Source organism: Pedobacter sp. Leaf194, assembly GCF_001423945.1.
Taxonomy (GTDB): domain Bacteria; phylum Bacteroidota; class Bacteroidia; order Sphingobacteriales; family Sphingobacteriaceae; genus Pedobacter.
In genome coordinates, this window is the sequence record NZ_LMPU01000009.1 from 742,566 (window position 1) to 763,250 (window position 20,685).

Genomic DNA, 20,685 nt, shown 5'->3' on the forward strand with positions numbered 1-20,685 from the left:
CGGTAAAGTTTAATTTTTGTCAGATACGCTTTGCTCTCAACCGCAGTGAATTTAGAATAACCGATATGGAGCTCAGGCTCATCGCTAGGGCAGCAATCATTGGAGACATTAAAATACCAAAATATGGATATAAAAGTCCAGCTGCGACAGGAATACCTAGAATGTTATATCCAAGAGCAAAGACTAAGTTCAGTCTAATATTTCCCATAACTTTTTTGCTTAATATCCTTAATTCGGCGATTTTAGCTAAATCTCCTTTTATGAGTGTTATAGATGAACTTTCAATAGCTACATCAGTTCCTGTACCCATAGCTATGCCTACGTCTGCGTGAGCAAGGGCAGGTGCATCATTAATGCCATCACCAGCCATTGCTACTTTATGACCTAGCTCTTGAAGTTTTTGAATTTCAAGGAACTTATCTTGTGGCTTCAATTGTGATTTATAACCGTCAATTCCTAAAAGAGAACTTACATAATGAGCTGTATATTCATTATCACCGGTAAACATCATGACCTTAAGTCCCTGTTTTCTTAATGCGATGATCGCTTGCTGACTTGTTGGCTTGATCTTATCAGAGATCACAATATATCCAGCAACAAATCCATCGACAGCTAAATAAGAAACTGTTTTCCCACTCAACTGCTCATATTTAACCAATTCTTTTGTTTCTTGCGTTACCATTGAGTGAACATGGAACATAAGACTCTCATTACCAAGACTAATCATTTGATTTTTCATGGCCCCCATTATTCCCATTCCTGTTAGCGATTCAAAGGAAGAAATCGGCTCAGGAAGAATATTATTTTCCCTCCCGAATCGCATTACTGCCTGGGCTAAAGGGTGCTCGCTGCTCGAATTTAATGAAACAATTTTCCTTGAAATATCGGCTATAGAAAATTTATTTGTTAATGGAACTATTCTCTCCAAAGATGGTTTTCCTTCTGTGAGGGTACCTGTTTTATCTACTATAATAATATCAACCTCCGTCATGCGCTCAATGGATCCTGCATCTTTCACCAAGATACCAAGTTGAGCCGCGCTTCCCACTCCGACCATTACCGACATAGGCGTAGCCAAACCTAGTGCGCAGGGACAGGCAATAATAAGCACAGCGATTGCAGTGCCCATAGCATAGATATATCTTGGCTCAGGGCCAAAATAAGCCCAGCTAATAAAAGTTAGTAAGGCGATGATAATAACAAGTGGGACAAAATATCCGGAAATTTTATCTGCAAGTTTTTGGATTGGGGCCTTTGATCGGCTGGCAGAATTTACCATCTCAATTATCTGAGACAAAAGAGTCTCCGATCCTACTTTTTCTGCAAGCATTGTAAAGGTCTTATTGCCGTTTACAGTCCCTGCATTTACTCGATCTCCAGTGATTTTTTCTATGGGGATTGGTTCTCCAGATATCATCGACTCGTCAATTATTCCCATACCTTCAGTAATAATTCCATCAACAGGAATCTTCTCACCTGGTTTTACTCTTAGAATATCACCATGGGCAATATGTTCAACGGGAATGGTTTCCTCTCGATCATTGTGGACCTTTGTAGCATTCCTTGGCGTTAGTTTTATAAGCTCCTTTATTGCTCGATTAGTTTTCCCATGAGCTTTAGCTTCTAAAAGCTGTCCCAATAAGATCAGGGTCAATATCACCGTGGCGGCTTCAAAGTAAACGTACACTGTACCATGATCAGTTCTAAAGTGAATTGGAAAAATGTTTGGGAAAAATAATGCAACCAGACTGAAAAGGTAGGAGATGCCCGCACCGATACCAATCAGGCTAAACATGTTCAGATTCCAGGTAACAAAAGATCTCCATGCGCGTTCGAAAAACATCCATGTTGAATAAAAGACCACAGGAATAGACAGAAATAGTTGAACCCAATTCCAATATTTGATGTCCATAATATTATGCAGAGGATTATTTGGAATCATTTCCGACATATCAATCAGAAAAATTGGAATGGTAAATATTATCGCAATCTTAAATTTTAATAAAAGGGTATCATAGACCCCATCTTCTTCTCTCCCAGCATTAACAGGAACTAAATCCATGCCGCATATAGGACAGGAACCCGGACCGTTGTTAGCGACTTCTGGATGCATTGGGCAGGTATATGGAGATTGGCTTGCTGCGCGGGGCTGCAAAACCAAGTCCATTCCACAGACTGGGCAGCTTCCGCTTTTATCATATGATTTAGATTCTTCACAATTCATAGGACAATTATAGATGTCATTATTATTCAGTAAGCTGGCTCTTTTAGGATGATGATGATGTTGCTGAGAGACATTTTGAATGGTCTTAGACATCTCAATTTTATAATGACCTGCAGCCGAAATTGCCTTTTCCAACTCCGAAGTTGGAATATGCCTGCTCATTATTATACTTAGCTCAGAAGTGTGGTCAATTATTCTAACAGAGGTTCTTGTAATTTTTGACAAGGCCCGCTTTACTTTAGTACGATCCTGATCAGTGTTCATGCCTGAAACTGTATATTTGTGTTCCATCGTTGCGTTAATATGTAATTGTGATACCCCCTCCATAACCCATGTCGCTGTCATAATGGGTCGATAGAGAAAATGATTTAGTGATTATATATCTAAAACCAGCCATATATTCTTTGTCGGTATTTACCATGAAGCTCATTCTAAGTCTTTTTGAAAAAGGAATATCTTCTCTCAAAAGCTGAAATCTAACGTTCCCTGTATGATCAACTGAGGCATCGGCAACAATGAGCAGGGGAAGAGTATATTGGAGCCCTAAATGAAACACTTGTCTGAAATTTTTTGAATTTTCCTGGCCAAAAATATTTTGACCTTCATCAACTGATTGCCCAAAAATATTTCTTTCTGTAGGGTCTATGGTCCTTTTTCTGAAATCCCAACCAATATATGGAAATAACCATTGCATTTTCCCAACATATCGGCCAAGATGGCTCTCCGTTTCCCATCCATCCTTTTTATTAAAACCTATCCGCCACTCTGTTGAAAATCTATAACGAGTGTTGGCAAAGATCACATAACCGTCACTGCCACTGCTCTCTACACCAATTTTTGCTAGTGGATAAATAGTCCTGTCATCCGATTTTATTTTTTTATAGGATTGAACTGGGTCGAGAACTTCTCGGTTCGGAGGAGAATTTTCATAACTGAACACCCTTCCCATCCCACTCATCATATGATAGAGAATGTGGCAGTGAAAAAACCAATCACCACTCTCGGAAGCTGCAAACTCAATCGTATCTGTTTCCATTGGCATAATATCGAGTACCGTCTTGAGCGGGGAATATTTACCTTGACCGTTAAGGACCCTGAAAAAATGGCCGTGAAGGTGCATCGGATGCCTCATCATTGTATTATTAACCATTATGATCCTTATGTTTTCTCCGCGCTTGATGAGAATTTTATCAGTTTCTGAAACGGTTTTATTATTTATTGTCCAGACATAACGGTTCATATTTCCAGTAAGCTCAAAATTCAATATTCTCGTTGGCCATTTGGGAAGTTCTGTGTCTGTGTTGGCTTTCAACATTGAATAGTTAAGGGTAACTAACGAAGATGAATCATTTTTCGGCATCATTTCAAGCATAGAATGTCCCATGTGCAGTTTATCCTCCGACATATCCATCGGCATTTTCTTATTCATGGCAGTTTCAGGATACATTATTTTGTTCATGTCCATAATCTGATTGGTCATTTTCATTTCTTTCATATTCCCTTTTCTGCTCATCATCTTGTTCATCATTGACATGCCGCTGAAATAATTGAGTCCTGGCAATTTCTTGGCTGGCATTTCCATGCCTTCTCCCAACCAGACTGAAGTAGTAGATGTACGATCTTCAGAGGTAGCCAGAAATTCATATTTCATATTTTTGGGTATGGTCAAAATCACATCGTAAGTTTCAGAGACGCCAACTATGAGCCTGTCAACTTCAACATGTTCGACATCCTTCCCGTCATTTGCAACTACGGTAATTTTACCACCTGAATATGTCAGCCAAAAATAGGTTGACGCACTTCCATTTATTACCCTTAAGCGTACCTTATCTCCTCCCTTCAAATTCTGTACATTTTGTAAAGGCTTGCCATTTATCATAAATTTTTCGTAGTAGACATCGCTTACATCCATGGCTGCCATACGTTTCCATTCATTTTTTAATTTTGTACCAAAATGGCCAACTCTTGCAGCCTCTGCATAACTTTGGGTACTACCTTTTTTGATTGCAAACCAGTCGCTCTGATTATGTAATCGTCTCTGAACTTCTGTTGGTTTCATATCCGTCCAATCACTAAGCAATATGGTATATTCTCTCTCCTGATCCGGAACACTCTTGCGGATTATTAAAGCACCGTGCATTCCACTTTGCTCCTGCAGTCTGGTATGACTGTGGTACCAATATGTACCATTTTGAATCAGAGGGAAATGAAATTTATGAGTTGTTCCCGCAGCAATTGGCTGTGTAGTTAAATAAGGAACTCCGTCATACTGATTAGGCAGTAAAAGGCCATGCCAGTGAATAGAGGTCTCTACCTTCATTTCATTGTGAACATAGATTTCGGCTGTATCACCCTCATTAAAATACAAGGCCGGAGCAGGTATACTTCCGTTTATGGCTATTGCTTTTTTCCTTTTTCCAGTAAAGTTTACAATTGTATCCCTTACGTAAAGATCATAACGAACGGTTCTACCTTTCCTTTCCAGATTCGATGATTCCCCAATAGTATGGAGGGAACCAGCTTCCGGCATAATAGATTGCCCGCAGACATGCATAGAAGCAGTCAATAAGATAATAAATAAGTATGAAAAAATTCCTCGCATGATTAAATTGTTTTTTGAAACATCATAGGCCAAAATAAAATTTGAAGCATCAGATTTCAAAGCAAATCCCGTATTCTTTGAATCATTATGTTGGGATGGTTTTAAAATAAATAGCTACAGCACTCCTTTATGTATTCCCGTCCATTTCCGATAGCAAATAGAAAAATAGATGAACCTGCTTTTACTTTACAATCTTTCATCCTATGCTAGCTCACTATATTAAGAATCTAGCGATATGTTAACCTATAAACCTTCCTTATCACTTATCCCATTAACGGGCCAGAAAACAACTAACTATTAATCAAATAGTTAAAAAAAAATTAAAAAAAATTCATCTTGCGATTTCGTCAAATTGTAGTTTGGTTGTGATATAGCGAGAAAACATTTCTGATGTTTTAGAGTGCGATCACGTAACAGCATCTAATTTTGAGCCCCAAAAATATGACTGCTGTTCAAGCCCTGGATATAATTTCGGAGCAAAAGCTGAGGATTACGGATTAAGTTAAATAATAGGGATAAAACCCTTCTTATAACATAAAACATTAGTGGCCTTTAATCCTCTGAATGACAATTCTTGGCTATTTCACGATGACGACATTTCAACGATAAGGTAAAAAAAAATGAAATATAACTTTTTTCAATTAAAATCAGATTAGCTATAACACTCAATATCAAACCCTTATAATTTGGCGGCATTTTGGATTTATAGGTAGAATATTTAGGAGTTGAACCGAACCGAAATCTCTTTGTCGTTATGGTTCCTCAGGAAGAGAGAAATTCTAATACAAAAAACATTATGGAAGAAAGTAAAAAAGCGCATTCCAGGGAAAGTGCGGCGGGCCAAAACAGTCTGCCTAGTTATGATTACATTATTGTAGGTGGAGGCTCCGCTGGATGCGTTCTTGCCCGACGCTTATCTGAGGATGGAAATGCCACTGTCCTTTTGTTAGAAGCTGGAAAAAAACGAGATGAAGACCCGGTAATTGATAATCCATTAAGATGGCTGGAGAATATAGGCTCGGTTAATGATTATTTATATGCTTACGAGCCTAGCCCCATTTTAAACAACCGGATGGTCTACGCCCCAAGAGGAAAATTACTAGGTGGGTCAGGTACAATCAACGCTATGATATGGGCGCGCGGAAACAGCGATGATTATGATAACTGGGCTGGACAGGGGAACAAAGGTTGGGAGTATAATTCAGTACTACCCTTATTTAGGAAAATTGAAGACTGGGAAGGAGGAAGCTCAAATTTTCATGGCAAAGGGGGGCCTATTCATATTGAACGCGCAAAAGAATTTCATTTCATCGATTCGGCACTTTTAGAATCATGTTCAGCTTACGGTATACCATATCTTTCCGATACCAATAGTACAGCTCCATTAGGAGTGGGTGCGACAAGCCTTACGGTTAAAAATGGACGGCGTGTAAGTCCTTATACCGGATACCTGAAACCCGTTATGTATGCTAAGAATCTTATGGTATTAACCGACGCCAAAGTTACGAAATTAAACATTGTAGAGGAAACTTGTGTAGGTCTAAACTTCATTAAAGAGGGAAAGGTAGTTACAGTAAGAGCAAATCGGGAAGTCATTTTAACTGCTGGGGCGTTTGAAAGCCCAAGATTACTAATGCTTTCAGGAATAGGTGATGCGATAGATTTAGAATCGATTGGTATTAAGCCAATAATTAACCTTCCAGCAGTTGGAAAGAATCTTCAGGATCATCCTCTTTTTTCCATAACTTATCAATCGATTGAGCAGATCGGTCAGATGAGTAATAATCTTGGTGCTTTGAATATTTACTGGAAAAGTTCATCTTCAAAATTGAAATCTGATATAATGCTACTACCTATCCAGGTTGCAATTTCAACGAGTGAAATTGAAAAGAATCATCCTGTACCAGACCGATCATTTGGCATTTTTGCGACTTTGATTGATGTAAAGAGTAAAGGATATCTAAAATTGCGTGATTCATCCATTGATAGTAAAATAGAGATCCAGCCAAATTTTTTAATGGATGCAGACGATTTGGAAGCAGCTATCAAGGCAGTACAGCTATGTATGGATCTGGCCGAACAAGAGTCAATGAGGAAGATTATAAAAAAATGGGTATCCCCCCCTGAAAAATTACAGCGTGCGGAAATAATCGAGTTTGTAAAAAATGCTTGCTCGACTTATTTTCATCCTGTTGGTACCTGCAAGATGGGAATTGGAGATGACGCAGTTGTCGATCCCCGCCTTAGGGTTAAGGGGGTTACTGGATTAATGGTGGCTGATGCATCAATTATGCCACAAATACCAACCTGTAATACCAATGCGCCTACATTGATGATTGCAGAATTTGCTTCGGAACTTATTCTGGGCTTGAGATAGTTGTAATATGCTGAAGAGCGGAATGAAAAATTCTGCTCTTCATAATATAAGAATTGTAAGTCTATCTCTAAGTCACTTGAAATGTTTCACATAACTGATTACCTAACTTTCGTCTAATAAATTTAAATGATTTATTCACTTTCCTAGACAGGTTGGGGGTTCCGCTCAAAGTGGCCACTGGTTTTCATCCTCGTGGCCATCTTTTTCGGCATATATTGGTCACTAGATTCCGCTTGAAAAGTGGCCACTTGGTGCATTTTAAGCGGTTTTAAGCTTCTGAAAAGCAGGATTGGATTCATTGGTTGTTTCGTCTAGAGAAACCCAAATGTAGATGCTCTAATGGCCTTAAAATCAAAAATTATATTTCTTATCCTGATGTGTTTTTAAAATTGGGCTGATTTGCTATAAATCGTATCCAGGAAGGCCGTTTTTCTTGCAAAACCATCTTCCGTGGAGGATTGACAGATCAAATACAGGAAAGATAGATTGGAAAAATGAAGGGGAGGAATCTGGGAAGATTGGATATATTTGGCTCAGTCTTTACGATTCCATCAAGACCGGATGGTAAAAAGCGTGGTGCACATTTTGGAATGAAAACTGGTGCACACTTTTAGCGAAATCCCCACACTTACAGCAATAACAATTTTTTACAGTTACAGATCATCAAATCTGCTAATCTAATCCAGTATAGATAATGGAGATTAAAGAATAAGAAACATTGTTAATCGAAATAGCACGCATATTAAAAATTGAAGAACCAATTACAGACTTTTAAGAACTAGATAGAATACATAATTTAATATATACAATCTGTGTTGTTACTATAGAGAATCAGATAAATATAATCGAGAAGGAATCTCAAGTTTTTTCAAAAAAGTTCTTTTAGGAATACATCAATTATTATTATTAGAATAATTGTCGAACTTTCACAAAAACAGAAATATCTAAATATTAGATATTTCAAAATAAATGAGCCTAAGAAAAGTCGAATCCCCAATGGTACATCGAACACCAAAATCAGCCTTAAAACAAGGTTTGAGAGTGATTATCATAATAATATAAATTTTGATAACAAAAGAAAGTGCCTTAGGAGACCCCAAAGGCACTTTTCTTAAGAAGGGTCAATCAAGGTACAAATAAGTTCTAAATTTCTTTCCGATTTGAAGGCAATTGCAGAACTAGACAAAAATATGACAGAATACGATGAACTTGGAAGACTAGAAAGATTGCGAAAAGCTAGTGAAATAAAAGTTCCAAAAGAAACAGTAAAAAAACGTAAAGTTCGAAGTAAAAGAAAGGCTAGAAAAGTTGCCCTTAAGAAATGGAGTTTGAATATTTCTGATGATTAACAATATAGCATAAAGAACTATGAAATCTATAGACATTAATGTTATATATTTGCTTATTACTAAACAGAAAATAGCTCTATATGCTATTCTGATATTTGATAATATAGTCATGCGGCGGAGTGCTTTAGGCACAGGTTTGCAAAACCTTTTACGGCGATTCGAGTCCACCCTGACGTCTACTAAGCGCAAAATATGAATACATTGCAAGGAACATTTGCCTTGGTAACCGGTGCAAGCAAAGGATTGGGCAGAGCTATTGCAATTGAACTTGCTAAAAAAGGTTTTCATCTTTTATTGGTTGCCCGATCAGAAAACGATCTTGCCAAATTAAGCGAGGAACTACGAACCAATTATGGTGTGACCGTAGCTTTTTATCCTATTGATCTCTCGGAAAACACCTCAGCAGGAAAAGTAAGTGGATGGGTAGAAAAGAATGACTTTCCCGTTTCTATATTAGTTAATAATGCTGGCTATGGTTTATGGGGGAAATTCGATGAGCTTTCTCTTACAGATCAAATCAACATGTGCCATTTAAATATGGATGTTTTAGTAGCGTTAAACTATATGTTAATTCCCCGACTTTCCAAATCAAATAAAGCTTACATTTTAAATGTCTCCAGCACGGCTGCATATCAAGCCGTTCCCACACTGGCAATTTATTCCGCTACCAAATCATTTGTGCTGTCATTTACCAGAGCGATTCGTTACGAACTGAAAAATAGTCCAATAGCTGTAAGTTGTTTAAGCCCCGGCCCTATTGATACAGGTTTTGCGAAAAGAGCCGGACTCGACGCCTTTAGTAAAATGGCCGAAAAGTTTAACATGAAGCCAGAAGAGGTCGCAAAAATTGCACTTAAAGGCTTATTTTCAAAAAAATCAGAGATAATACCAGGAGTAACTAATTGGATCAGTGTGTATGCCAATAGGATCTTACCAAAGGCATTCATTGAAAAAATGGCAGCTGGAATTTATAAAACCTAAAAAATATTTAAAAAATAATGCTACATATTTCTTTGGAATATTAAAAAAATGTTACGTTTGTATTAAATACTACTAAATCTATAGATTATGTATAATAAAACAATCTCGTTTTATTTCACTTCAGCACAGAACCACTCGCGAATGCGAATGTGCTGTTGTTGTGCATAATTTCTTCATCCAACCAACTCATATTTCTTTACCTAAACTTTTGAACCATGGCTTCATCGTATCCAACCTTCAACTTATCTGAAAAATTAACCAGCGAACAAATCGAGTTTTTTAATACTCATGGTTTTATTCATTTCAAAAATTTTATTGAAAAATCAACCGTATCCGCTATCATCCGTGCTTCAAAACAAGTAGAGCGAAACTGGGTTTCCAATGATATCAAAAAAGTAAATGGCGTACCAATTAAATATGGTAAAGATTTAGATGGAGAAAAAATTGTTCAGCGTTTTGCCTTTATCAATCAGCACCACATGACTTTGAGCGGTTTACTTTTAGACCCGAGGATTTCCGCTTTGCTACCATTAGCTGGAGCTGGATCACGTTTAGGTACGGAAGAGAAAGATGGAATGGTATTCAATCATTATATCAATGGCCCGGATAGCAGTTTTAGCAAGATGGGTTGGCACACCGATGGTTTGCGTGATATTTTTTATGGTGGCAAACTAAATCCAATGCTGAATGTAGGCATTCATTTAAGTACCCAAAAAGAAGCGAACGGTGGATTAAAAATTATTCCCGGAACTCATAAACAAAGTGTTTATCAAATGCTCTTCCGCAAAAAATACTTTTTAGATAATAAAGCTGATAAAGATGAAGTGTCGATTTTGCCTGAAGCAGGTGATTTAACTATACATGATGGCAGGCTTTGGCATAGAGTTGCTGAATCCTCCATCAGAGGAGAGGAAAGCCGCAGAAGAGTGATCTATATTCCAATTATTGCTGGAAAATATGCGCCGAAAAACGAAAACAGTCCAACAGTTTTTTATCAGCGTTTTGCTGGAATTGTAAAATAACAACATGGTATTTATCTTAATATTTAGCTACTTCGCTAAGACCGGAAAACTCAAAACCCAGGTTTCAAATTTCAAAGCTTTTCAAAAAAGAGTTGGCGCAAGGTTTTTCCGTCCTGAAGCAGCCGTTATTCTGGGATGTTTCATATTAAATAACTAAAAGACGTTTAATGAGCGATATCCAAAGCCAGCGTGACAAAATTTTTTCTGATCGAAAAAGAACCAATATCCTCAAAAATGGCGAGCAGCGTTTTATTCATTTTTTGTTAAAACGTACGCCACAGCTTGTAACGTCAAATATTTTAACGGGGATTGGATTGCTTGGATCAATACTGGTTTTTATTTCATTTTTGCTCGCTAAACACAGTAATCAATACCTGCTTCTTATAGGTATCATCGGACTTTTTATTAACTGGTTTGGCGATTCTTTAGATGGAAGGCTGGCTTATTATCGCCAAATTCCAAGAAAATGGTATGGTTTTGCGCTCGATATTACGATGGATTGGGCAAGTATTGTTTTGATTGGGTTAGGCTATTATTTTTATGCAGCACAACCAGCAAAAGTATTGGCATTCCTGTTTGTCGTTTTTTATGGATGGTCGATGCTAATTTCTTTGCTCCGTTACAAAATTATTGATATTTACCGAATCGATTCAGGAGTGCTTGGCCCTACGGAACTTCGAATAATAATATCACTTATTTTGCTTATTGAGGTTTTATCAGCAGGATCGATTTTTTACGCTGCAATTTTACTAACCTGTACATTGTTGGTAGTTAATATCCTCGACACCATTAAATTGTTGCGTTTTGGAAATGAACGCGATGGGAAGGACAAGCTAAATGATTAAAAAAAAATCACTTAAGGTTTTTCTTAGAGCCCAACTTTCAGCCTTTTCTGGAGGCGTTACTGATTATGGAATGATGATTCTGCTGACCGAAAAAATAGGTATTCACTTTACAATTTCAATCTTGATTTCTGGAACATTAGGCGGTTTAGTCAACTTTAGCATTAACCGGTATTGGGCATTCAAAAATGAATCCGTTTATACCACAACGGCAAAAACCCAGTTCTTACGTTTTTTTGGAGTTGTGTTGGGGAGCATTACACTAAAATCATCCGGAACATATTTGCTACACCGGAGTTTCAATTTAGATTATCGTATCGGCAGATTGTTGATTGACAGTTTGGTCTCCTATGGCTTTAATTATCCTTTAATGAAATTATGGGTATTTAAAACCAAACACAAAAGACAAATCATAAATCAACCTAAAAAATTTTTCAAATGAGATTATCAACAATGCCGTTTAAAAAGTTTTTCTTAACCGTCTTGGTCTTTGTTATTTCTATTTTGGTGGTTGATAAAGTTTATGCGCAAATTAGCGATCCATCCCCTATCGCATTCCCAACACCCAAAAATGTAGCAAACATGCTATTCTATTTACAACGCGATCCTAACCAATACTCTCATTTATGCACTAAATCTTGCAAATGATGGAAGCATCAAGAGCGATAACCCTGTTTCAATTTATTGGGTGCGTTATGGGGAAGATGGAGCAAAAAAAGCATTAGGCTATATTCAGAAAAAACTTGCTTATGGATTGATTACCAGAGAAATTACAAAGGATAAATTCGAATTAAGATTTGTTTCGCATAAAGCATTACCACTATATCTGACCAAGGCAGATCAAAAGTATATCGTAATGGTGACGGCCAATAGCAAAAACATACGAATTAACAGGCTCTTTGTAAGAATTGTAGGTGGTTCATTCTGGCTCCCAAATGTTCGGTACGCTTTAATTGAAGGCACAGATATGGCAACTGGAAAACCTGTCACCGAAAAAATCACCGTTAAATAGGCTCTTTCGAATACCCGTCTTGTTGAGCATGCTATAATGAGAAGCGAATACTGATGTAAACGTATCATTTTCATGATAGGAAATATCAAACGCTTTAACTGTTTTTTTACTACAACGGAAATCAAACCATAACGAACATGACAGATTTTCGGAAATAAATGGTATTCGATCTGTCGGTATAATCCTCCGCGAAAAAAGGCAGCAATTGGGGAATTTGTAGCAAAATTCACTGTAGTATGCATTTGGTGTTCCGTCCACACTTCTTCCATATTATCCACATGATTTGGAATAGATGTTCCTTCAACTACATTTGCCAGCTGAAAGACTAATCCAACTTTACCAACTATGATATGTATAGTAAACAGATTCTAATAATAATGCTACCATATAAATCCAATACTAAAATCTGATCATGATGAAAAGGAAGTAATGCTAAAATTTACAGAAAAGCTTAAAATACCCTATTTTGCTATTATGGAACATTCAAGAACGTCCATCTGTGCTCCTACTTATGCGAAGGTGATCGATACGAAAGTTAGTATTGAGATGTCTGCATTACAGGAGAAACTTCTGGATCGGAGTAAGGAAGAAGAGGATACTGGTAATATGAAAATTATGAGGCTCTTTAAGTAAAAATGAAATTGCTAATGATGCGTAATATTATACTCATTTTGGTGATTATTGGGTATAATATTATCCATTTAGTTTTATCAATCGTAGCTTTTGTTAGAAAGTCGTACGATATGATTATATTAATGAGTGTCATTATATCCATTATTATTATATTTGGGTATAATTATACTCATTATGAGATCGAAGAAGGTTGTTGTATTTCCAAAATATAAAATGATTTGGGATCAGCTAGGCGAAAACATCAAACTTGCCAGGAAGCGCAGAAAATTAACTGCAATTCAACTTGCAGAACGCGCTGCTATTGAAAGAGCAACTCTTCGTAAAATTGAACGGGGGGATCCCGGAGTCTCTATGGGGGCATATTTCAATGTACTTAAGGCACTGAATCTGCATGAAGATTTCCTTAAGCTGGCGGTAGATGATGAACTTGGGAGAAAACTTCAAGACTTAGATTTGTTAAACTAATGGCAGCAACAAAGACAGATATATGGGTATATGCTCACTGGAAAGGCATGGATGCCCCACGTTGCATAGGTTTGATTTCTGCTCAGCAGAGCAAAGGACATAGGATATTTGGATTTGAATATGACCGGGGTTGGCTAAAGTCTGATCAGTTGTTTTTGCTTGATCCTGAAATCGGTTTATATTCAGGAACCCAATACCCTGACAAAAAAGACAATTTTGGTATATTTATGGATTCGATGCCGGATACCTGGGGACGAAAACTTATGTTGCGTCGTGCCGCGCAAACTGCTTTTGCCAAAGGGGACGCGACACCGAAACTATATGAAATTGATTTTTTGCTGGGCGTTCATGATGCTTCCAGGATGGGAGCATTAAGGTTCAAGCTAGATCCCAACGGATCTTTTCTTGATGATAACAAGAATAATCCTACTCCACCAATTACTCATCTTCGGGAGCTACAGGCAAGTGTCAAAGCTTATGAAGAAGATGAGGAAGGGAAAAATGGTAGTGATTGGATTCCAATGCTTTTTGCGCCAGGATCATCGCTGGGTGGAGCAAGGCCAAAAGCAAATGTTGTTGATTTGGATGGTCATTTGTGTATTGCAAAGTTTCCCTCAAAAGCTGATATAATTGATAAGGCTGCATGGGAATACTTAGCTTATGAACTGGCGACCAAGGCTGGAATAAATATGCCAGTTTGTACACTTGAGAAGGTAAAAGGACCCTATCGTACATTCTTATCGAGGCGGTTTGATCGGCATATGGGTGAGCGTATTCATTTTGCTTCGGCTATGACTATGACAAAAAATAGTGAGGATAGCATTAGAGATGCTACCCCTAGTTATCTTGAGATAGCAGATTTTATACAGCTTTTTGGATCGAACATAGAAAAAGACCTGCATCAATTGTGGAGAAGGATAGTATTTAACATAGCGATCTCCAACACGGATGATCATTTAAGGAATCATGGCTTTTTATTGACAGAAAATGGATGGAGGTTATCGCCTGCATATGATATCAACCCCTCAATAGATAAAAATGGATTGGCTCTTAATATTGATATGGACAATAATGCGTTGGATTTTGATTTGGCTTTAAGTGTTGGCGAATTGTTTCAGCTAAAAGAAAATCAAATGCAACAAATCATTAAAGAGGTTTCAATAGCTGTAAAGGATTGGCGAACGATAGCTACTAAATTGGGAATATCCCGGGCGGAACAAGAAGAAATGTCTCCTGCATTTACAATAATTACTGAATAGTGAAAGGAAAGGAATCATTATAAATACGTTGACCAAATTAGAAGAAAATACGGGTATTTATAGGATAGTAAACCTTGCCAATATGCTACATATCCCCTAAAGAAATGAGAATAAAGAAAATTAGTGATTTGCATCAAGAATTTGGGTTTTCAGATTTGGACTTTAGCAATACTGATCGTTATCCTGGCTGGTGATACAAACCTGGGGACAAAAGGGATAGAATGGGTTAAGAAAAATATTCCCTCTAAACCAGTATATACATATTGGGAAACCATGAATATTATAAAGGATCATATCCGAAGACACTTAACAAGATAATTGAGGCATCCAAAAACTCAAATATAAATGTTCTTGAGAATAATATGGTTGAATTCGAGGGGATAAGATTTCACGGTGCAACTTTATGGACTGATTTTTCCTAATATGGAAATCCTGTGGAATCTGGCATTATTTGCCAGACTAGAATGAACGATTATGCACAGATACGCGTTGATCCAGCATATTCAAAATTAAGATCAATAGATACTTACCGGATTCACCAAAAATCAAAATCTGGCTACAAAAAAGTCTCAAAGAATCAAACGGCTTTAAGAACGTGGTAATTACCCACCATGCACCTGGTGTGAAGTCGATACCCGAGCTTTATAGAGGTCATGCCTTGTCAGCTGCCTATGCTTCAAACCTGGAAGATGTGATTTTGGAGCATCAGCCTTTGTATTGGATTCATGGCCATATCCATACGCCTACCAGATATACTATTGGTAACACTGAAATTATCTGTAATCCACATGGCTATTTGAATGAGAAGTATAATGGCTATGAGAAAGATTTGATCATAGAGATTTAGTTTAAAATGCGGCTATCGTATTGCTATGCAAATCTTAAATATATCTGTTTTACTTGTGTGTAATCAGTTTTACTCAATAGCTAATTGGTTTTATTCGTTTTACAAAGAGTAGATTTGTTTACTCCATAGAAACTTTTTCATAACATTTTTATTGATTTTGTATTTGTTTTACTGAATCATGTTGGTATTTTATTAAATTTACTGAAAGAATATACGTTTTACTGAGAATCGAAACTTTTGCTGCTTGCTTTTCGTTTCTCCTAAAAATCACGTATGAAAATATCTCAGCTTATACTTCTCTTTTGCTTTTTCATCTCGTGCCAAAGTGCATTTGCCCAGGATGAATCATCCTACACTTTTAAAAAGCCATCCAACAATGGTACTGGCAAGGTTTATCTGGGTAGAGAAATCGCCCACGTCATGAGCTTTGAGGGCGTAGATTGGCTGGAGCGCAACAGCAGAACGCAGGAAGAAAACACCATTTTGGCCGTAGCTTCACTGCCGATAAAAAGCAATAGTGTAGTGGCCGATATCGGTGCAGGCTCAGGGTTTTACACGTTCCGAGTAGCCCGTCGAATCCCAAAAGGCAAAGTCTATGCTGTTGAGATTCAAGATGACGCCATTGCCTATCTTAAGAAAAAAGCTCTTGAGGATAAATTGACGAATGTTGAAGTAATGAAGGGCTCAGAAATATCTCCTAACTTACCACCTGCTTCCATCGACTTGGCATTTATGGTGGATGTTTACCACGAGTTATCACACCCTGTAGCCTATTTGGCTGCATTGAGCAAGGCACTTAAACCAGGTGGCAGGCTGCTGCTACTAGAGTATAAGGAGGAGGATCCGGCAGTGGCCATCAAAGCTGAACATAAGATGAGTGTAAAACAAGCGAAAAAAGAACTAGCGGCCAACGGTTTTAAACTAATCAAAAACGGCACATTTTTGCCGCTGCAGCATTTTCTACTTTTTGAGAAAACAGTCCATTAATTATCTTCTTTAGCAAAACATTAATACTTAGCTGACTGAATCATGATTTCCAACCGGTGGCTTCAGTACAAGAAGAAGTCACAGGACAATAGATTATAAGCATTTCGTAGCCTCTTTACCATTGCTTTTAATTCGGATAGGTCTTTTGATTTCTCACCTGTCTAAGGGCTTTCCTTTTATGGTGATGAGGACCCTCCGGTTTTTGCAGGCCTAAGTTTCTTCCCTTATCGCTGGCATGTGTTCCATCCATTCTCCAGAAATTAATTTACTTAGTTCTGATGGGCGGGTACTTTTCTTGGTATTCGGAAAACGGCCATTTCGGTATGGCGGCTTTGATGACTCTATAGTTCCATGAGCAGACAACAAAATTCTCTGGATTAATTTGTTGGGATGTAAATGATTTAGGCCTTTGGCACTTGGCTGCAAAGGCCTCGGCATCATTTTTCGGTATGACTATAAAACACCGGATAAATAGTCGATAATATTTTAGTAGAACAGTGGTAAACTACAAAGGAGAATATTCGATGTTGCCGTTCCTGATGTTTCTTCCTGTACTACGGATTATTTTTCCCGAACTATTGGGGAGCTGGTTTGTTGTTAAGTTTAAAAAAGGATGACGACAGATCCAATATATAAAGACCTGCTGAAGCTTAAAGACGTAAAAAAGAAACTACCAATCCTCAGTGCTCATCTAGTTACAGCCACTGAGATGCCGATCAGCAGCTCAATGAGCTAGGTAATGATATCAGTCTGGAGGATGTTAAATAAAGGAAAATGAAAAAGATACTTATGGTGCTTTCCTCTCACAGTGAGATGGAAAATACAGATAGCAAGACGGGCGTATGGCTGGGTGAGTTCACTGACCCCTATTATGAATTTATTGATGCTGGCTATTCAGTTTCCCTGACCAGTCCAAAGGGTGGTCGCCCGCCGGTTGATCCGATGAGCGAGCTAACTGAGCATATTACAGGATCGAACCGGCGTTTTTTGGATGATGAGGTCGCCAAGCAAGCCTTTTCGCATACCGCGCCGCTAAACCAACTTTCGGCAACAGATTTCGATGGGGTATTTTATCCGGGCGGCCATGGGCCGATATGGGACCTGGCCAGAAATAATGACAGTGGATTATTGATTCTGGATTTTCTCGATGCGGGTAAACCCGTTGCAATGGTGTGCCATGGACCTGCGGCGCTGATCAGTGTGGAAGGCCAACGGCCGGGATTTCTAAAAGGCAAACGTATCGCAGCCTTTAGCGATATGGAAGAAAAGCTCGTGGGCAGAGCAGGCAATGTGCCCTATCTGCTGGAAGAGACACTGGGAAAGCTTGGTGCGGAGATGAAAACCGCACTGGTACCTTTTCTTTCCCATGTGGAAGTAGATGGTTTGCTGGTAACCGGGCAAAACCCGCTATCGGCTGGACCTACGGCGAGGACAATGATTGAGTTGCTGGATTAAGGATTGACGTATGTTAATTTGTAAAGGCATTGCTCAGGTGGTGCCTTTGCTGTTTTTTCCCAGTCGTTGATGAATTGATTTTATCGCAGAGTTGGGCTACTCGTCGTGCTTTCTGCTCATCTGTGAAATGTCAATGTTTCCATTATCTTTTCGGAACTAATGGAAAGGCCCAATAATTAGAAATCTACAAGCGCAAAACCCTGCCAGGTAGCTAACTCCTAGTTTAAAATGACGGTCTTGTTATGAAAATTCTTTCTTAGGAGCGTTAACTTAGTAGGATATTTCTGAACTTAAAAATTTAAGGGAAGGGCTGCTTTACAAACATCATTAGTATAAAAACAAAAATATATTGAATGAAAGCAATAGGATTTAAGAAATCTTTACCAGTTATCGAAGAAGAAAGCTTTATCACTTTCCAGACTGAGAAGCCAACGGCGAAGGGGAGAGATCTTTTGGTAAGAATTACCGCAATCAGCGTAAACCCGGTAGATTATAAAGTTCGCCAAAATAGCGCGAAAGACAAGGTGCTGGAGCAGCCAAAAGTAATTGGCTGGGATGCTGTGGGTGAGGTTGAAGAGACAGGCCCTGAGGTAAGCTTATTTCAAAAAGGAGATGTGGTTTATTACGCAGGAGACCTTAATAGAAGCGGCAGTAATGCAGAATACCAGTTGGTAGATGAACGCATCGTTGGGAGGAAACCCGAGAACCTTACTCCCGCACAAGCTGCCGCTATGCCTCTGACGCTACTGACCGCCTGGGAGATTTTGTTTGACCGAATCCGGATTAATGAGCGCGACAAAGGAAAATCACTGCTCATTATCGGCGGCGCAGGTGGAGTGGGATCTATCGCAATTCAAATTGCAAAAAAGGTTGCCGGATTAACGGTGCTCGCTACCGCATCCCGGCCGGAAAGCGTAGAATGGTGCAGGCGGCAAGGTGCAGATTTTGTAGTAAACCATCAAAACCTCGTGCAGGAGGTGCAACAGGCGGGATTTAATCAGGTTGACTTCATTGTTGATTTTGTGGATGTCAACCAGTACTGGGATGCGATGGTTACACTAATCAAACCGCAAGGTCATATCGGCTCGATTAGTGATCCAGTGGAAAACGTGAACCTGAGGCAATTAAAAGGCAAAAGCGTAAGTTTTCACTGGGAGCTGATGTTTACCAGGTCCATGTTTCAAACACAAGATATTATCCGTCAGCACCACATCTTAACTGAGGCTGCAGCGTTGTTCGAAAATGGAACAATCAATTCCACAATCAACGAGCACCTCACCGGTTTTAGCACCGAAAACCTAAAACAGGCACATGCATTATTGGAAAGTGGTAAAACCATCGGTAAAATCGTAATTGAATACTAATTCAAAAGTACTTCATGGCTGGCTTTATAAATGAGTCCTTTGCCAAGCGTCTTATTTGTAATTCAAAACAGCTTTTATCAACAAGGCTGTTTTGAATTTCTGATAATAAAAACTGACCATTATTGTTTAATGCATCCTGACACACTAACGCACTAAAACAATTTTCCCGATATGTTCACTGGATTCCATTAACTCATGCGCCAGCATAGCCTGATCAAATGAGAAAGTTTTAAAAACCTGGGACTTAAAGCTACCACTTTCCAGCAATGGCCACACCTGATCCCGAATATCTGAAGCAAGCTGTTTTTTGAAAGCATATTCTCTAGCTCTGAGCGTACTGCCTGTTATGGTTAACCGCTTCTGCATAACCTGGGCAATGTTTATTTCAGCAACATTGCCCTCCATCGCATTTATATAAACAATGCGGCCCTCGGGACGCATGATTGAGATATTGCGTTGTAAATAACTCCCGCCAATCATATCCAGCACGACATCTACACCTTGATGGGAGAGCAAGTCTTCAAAATTTTCGGTTTTATAGTTGACCGCAACATCGGCGCCCAGCTCGATACATGATTTTGCTTTTTCTGCAGAACCAACCGTTACGAAAACCTTTGCGCCAAATGCTTTTGCCAGCTGAATAGCGGTAATGCCAATCCCACTACTACCACCGTGAATTAAAATGTGTTCGCCCTTTTTTAATGCTCCCCTTTGAAAAACATTTGACCAGACGGTAAATATAGCCTCAGGCAAGCTGGCCGCCTCGGCAAAGGATAGCCGTTTTGGGATTGGAAGACATTGGCCTTCCTCTACCACTACCTGCTCGGCGTATCCCCCGCCAGCGAGGAGTGCACATACCTGATCTCCTTTTTTCCACCTGGTGACCTGCCTTCCGCATTCCATCACGATGCCTGATACCTCAAGTCCCGGAACATCTTCCGGCACTCCCGCTGGAGGCGGATATTTCCCTTTTCGCTGCGCTAGGTCTGCTCTATTCACCCCGGCGGCTTTAACGGCTATCTTGACCTGGTGATCGGATGGAGATGGGTCAGGATAATCTATCAACTGTAATACCTGTTGACCTTCCTGGCCAGTGATTTGAACTGCTTTCATTGTTTATTCTCTTTAGACTGGTCCGAGTGAATGGAGAATGGTAACAAACCGCATACCAAGAGTTAAGTACTTTTTATAGCATTCCTGTCTATATACCGAAAAGTGGCTCCCTTACCGCTTCAAACTGTATAAGCCCTTAGATGACTCTTTGAA

At 38.8% G+C, this 20,685-nt stretch carries 16 protein-coding genes; 13 read left to right on the forward strand and 3 right to left on the reverse strand.

The window, feature by feature from the left end; all coding sequences use genetic code 11:
- Positions 1-19: 19 nt before the first annotated feature.
- Together ASG14_RS13655 and ASG14_RS13660 are read right to left on the reverse strand one after the other, a co-directional pair.
- The gene (locus ASG14_RS13655) at positions 20-2,515 is read right to left on the reverse strand and encodes a copper-translocating P-type ATPase (RefSeq protein ID WP_056871788.1); all 2,496 of its coding nucleotides are present in this window, start codon (positions 2,513-2,515) and stop codon (positions 20-22) included.
- 7 nt (positions 2,516-2,522) lie between these two features.
- Complete coding sequence (locus ASG14_RS13660) at positions 2,523-4,886, reverse strand: multicopper oxidase domain-containing protein (protein WP_235528583.1); 2,364 nt, start codon at positions 4,884-4,886, stop codon at positions 2,523-2,525.
- Between the two features lie 736 nt (positions 4,887-5,622).
- On the opposite strand from ASG14_RS13660, the gene ASG14_RS13665 reads away from it, so the two are divergent.
- The 13 genes from ASG14_RS13665 (at position 5,623) to ASG14_RS13725 (ending at position 19,419) form a co-directional block, all read left to right on the forward strand.
- Entirely contained in the window at positions 5,623-7,203 is a 1,581-nt protein-coding gene (locus ASG14_RS13665) for a GMC family oxidoreductase (protein ID WP_162238745.1), read from the forward strand.
- Positions 7,204-8,393: 1,190 nt separating this feature from the next.
- A complete protein-coding gene (locus ASG14_RS20280) occupies positions 8,394-8,552 on the forward strand; it encodes a hypothetical protein (protein ID WP_157274930.1) in 159 nt (52 codons plus the stop codon).
- 192 nt (positions 8,553-8,744) lie between these two features.
- Positions 8,745-9,533: an SDR family oxidoreductase gene (locus tag ASG14_RS13670; protein ID WP_056871594.1), complete on the forward strand. Its 789-nt coding sequence runs from the start codon at positions 8,745-8,747 to the stop codon at positions 9,531-9,533.
- A 215-nt stretch (positions 9,534-9,748) separates the two neighbouring features.
- Positions 9,749-10,555 carry a phytanoyl-CoA dioxygenase family protein gene (locus ASG14_RS13675; RefSeq protein ID WP_056871595.1) on the forward strand — a complete coding sequence of 269 codons (807 nt, stop codon included), beginning with the start codon at positions 9,749-9,751 and terminating at the stop codon, positions 10,553-10,555.
- A gap of 167 nt (positions 10,556-10,722) precedes the next feature.
- Positions 10,723-11,400, forward strand: coding sequence for a CDP-alcohol phosphatidyltransferase family protein (locus tag ASG14_RS13680; RefSeq protein WP_056871596.1), 678 nt, complete (start codon positions 10,723-10,725; stop codon positions 11,398-11,400).
- Positions 11,393-11,839, forward strand: coding sequence for a GtrA family protein (locus tag ASG14_RS13685; RefSeq protein ID WP_056871597.1), 447 nt, complete (start codon positions 11,393-11,395; stop codon positions 11,837-11,839). The genes ASG14_RS13680 and ASG14_RS13685 overlap by 8 nt, the downstream gene beginning before the upstream one ends.
- A 213-nt stretch (positions 11,840-12,052) precedes the next feature.
- Complete coding sequence (locus tag ASG14_RS20540) at positions 12,053-12,409, forward strand: DUF4833 domain-containing protein (RefSeq protein WP_235528593.1); 357 nt, start codon at positions 12,053-12,055, stop codon at positions 12,407-12,409.
- A gap of 807 nt (positions 12,410-13,216) precedes the next feature.
- Positions 13,217-13,507 carry a helix-turn-helix domain-containing protein gene (locus ASG14_RS13695; protein WP_056871599.1) on the forward strand — a complete coding sequence of 97 codons (291 nt, stop codon included), beginning with the start codon at positions 13,217-13,219 and terminating at the stop codon, positions 13,505-13,507.
- Entirely contained in the window at positions 13,507-14,766 is a 1,260-nt protein-coding gene (locus ASG14_RS13700) for a type II toxin-antitoxin system HipA family toxin (protein ID WP_056871600.1), read from the forward strand. The genes ASG14_RS13695 and ASG14_RS13700 overlap by 1 nt, the downstream gene beginning before the upstream one ends.
- Positions 14,767-15,361: 595 nt before the next feature.
- Positions 15,362-15,613: a hypothetical protein gene (locus tag ASG14_RS20430; RefSeq protein WP_200940343.1), complete on the forward strand. Its 252-nt coding sequence runs from the start codon at positions 15,362-15,364 to the stop codon at positions 15,611-15,613.
- Positions 15,614-15,886: 273 nt separating this feature from the next.
- On the forward strand, positions 15,887-16,600 hold the full coding sequence (locus ASG14_RS13710; protein ID WP_056871601.1) for a class I SAM-dependent methyltransferase: 714 nt from the start codon (positions 15,887-15,889) through the stop codon (positions 16,598-16,600).
- 774 nt (positions 16,601-17,374) lie between these two features.
- Positions 17,375-18,055, forward strand: a complete 681-nt coding sequence (locus tag ASG14_RS13720) for a type 1 glutamine amidotransferase domain-containing protein (RefSeq protein ID WP_082491579.1) — start codon at positions 17,375-17,377, stop codon at positions 18,053-18,055.
- A 353-nt stretch (positions 18,056-18,408) separates the two neighbouring features.
- A complete protein-coding gene (locus ASG14_RS13725; protein WP_056871603.1) occupies positions 18,409-19,419 on the forward strand; it encodes a zinc-binding alcohol dehydrogenase family protein in 1,011 nt (336 codons plus the stop codon).
- A gap of 144 nt (positions 19,420-19,563) precedes the next feature.
- Here the strand turns inward: ASG14_RS13725 and ASG14_RS13730 are convergent, their stop codons facing one another.
- Positions 19,564-20,532, reverse strand: coding sequence for an NAD(P)H-quinone oxidoreductase (locus tag ASG14_RS13730; protein ID WP_056871604.1), 969 nt, complete (start codon positions 20,530-20,532; stop codon positions 19,564-19,566).
- Positions 20,533-20,685: the final 153 nt, after the last annotated feature.

Bases quoted from the DNA above. Each gene is read 5' to 3' on its own strand.
- ASG14_RS13655 (WP_056871788.1), bottom strand. From the start codon at position 2,515: ATGGAACACAAATATACAGTTTCAGGCATGAACACTGATCAGGATCGT.
- ASG14_RS13665 (WP_162238745.1), top strand. From the start codon at position 5,623: ATGGAAGAAAGTAAAAAAGCGCATTCCAGGGAAAGTGCGGCGGGCCAA.
- ASG14_RS20280 (WP_157274930.1), top strand. From the start codon at position 8,394: ATGACAGAATACGATGAACTTGGAAGACTAGAAAGATTGCGAAAAGCT.
- ASG14_RS13670 (WP_056871594.1), top strand. From the start codon at position 8,745: ATGAATACATTGCAAGGAACATTTGCCTTGGTAACCGGTGCAAGCAAA.
- ASG14_RS13675 (WP_056871595.1), top strand. From the start codon at position 9,749: ATGGCTTCATCGTATCCAACCTTCAACTTATCTGAAAAATTAACCAGC.
- ASG14_RS13680 (WP_056871596.1), top strand. From the start codon at position 10,723: ATGAGCGATATCCAAAGCCAGCGTGACAAAATTTTTTCTGATCGAAAA.
- ASG14_RS13685 (WP_056871597.1), top strand. From the start codon at position 11,393: ATGATTAAAAAAAAATCACTTAAGGTTTTTCTTAGAGCCCAACTTTCA.
- ASG14_RS13695 (WP_056871599.1), top strand. From the start codon at position 13,217: ATGAGATCGAAGAAGGTTGTTGTATTTCCAAAATATAAAATGATTTGG.
- ASG14_RS13700 (WP_056871600.1), top strand. From the start codon at position 13,507: ATGGCAGCAACAAAGACAGATATATGGGTATATGCTCACTGGAAAGGC.
- ASG14_RS13710 (WP_056871601.1), top strand. From the start codon at position 15,887: ATGAAAATATCTCAGCTTATACTTCTCTTTTGCTTTTTCATCTCGTGC.
- ASG14_RS13720 (WP_082491579.1), top strand. From the start codon at position 17,375: ATGAAAAAGATACTTATGGTGCTTTCCTCTCACAGTGAGATGGAAAAT.
- ASG14_RS13725 (WP_056871603.1), top strand. From the start codon at position 18,409: ATGAAAGCAATAGGATTTAAGAAATCTTTACCAGTTATCGAAGAAGAA.
- ASG14_RS13730 (WP_056871604.1), bottom strand. From the start codon at position 20,532: ATGAAAGCAGTTCAAATCACTGGCCAGGAAGGTCAACAGGTATTACAG.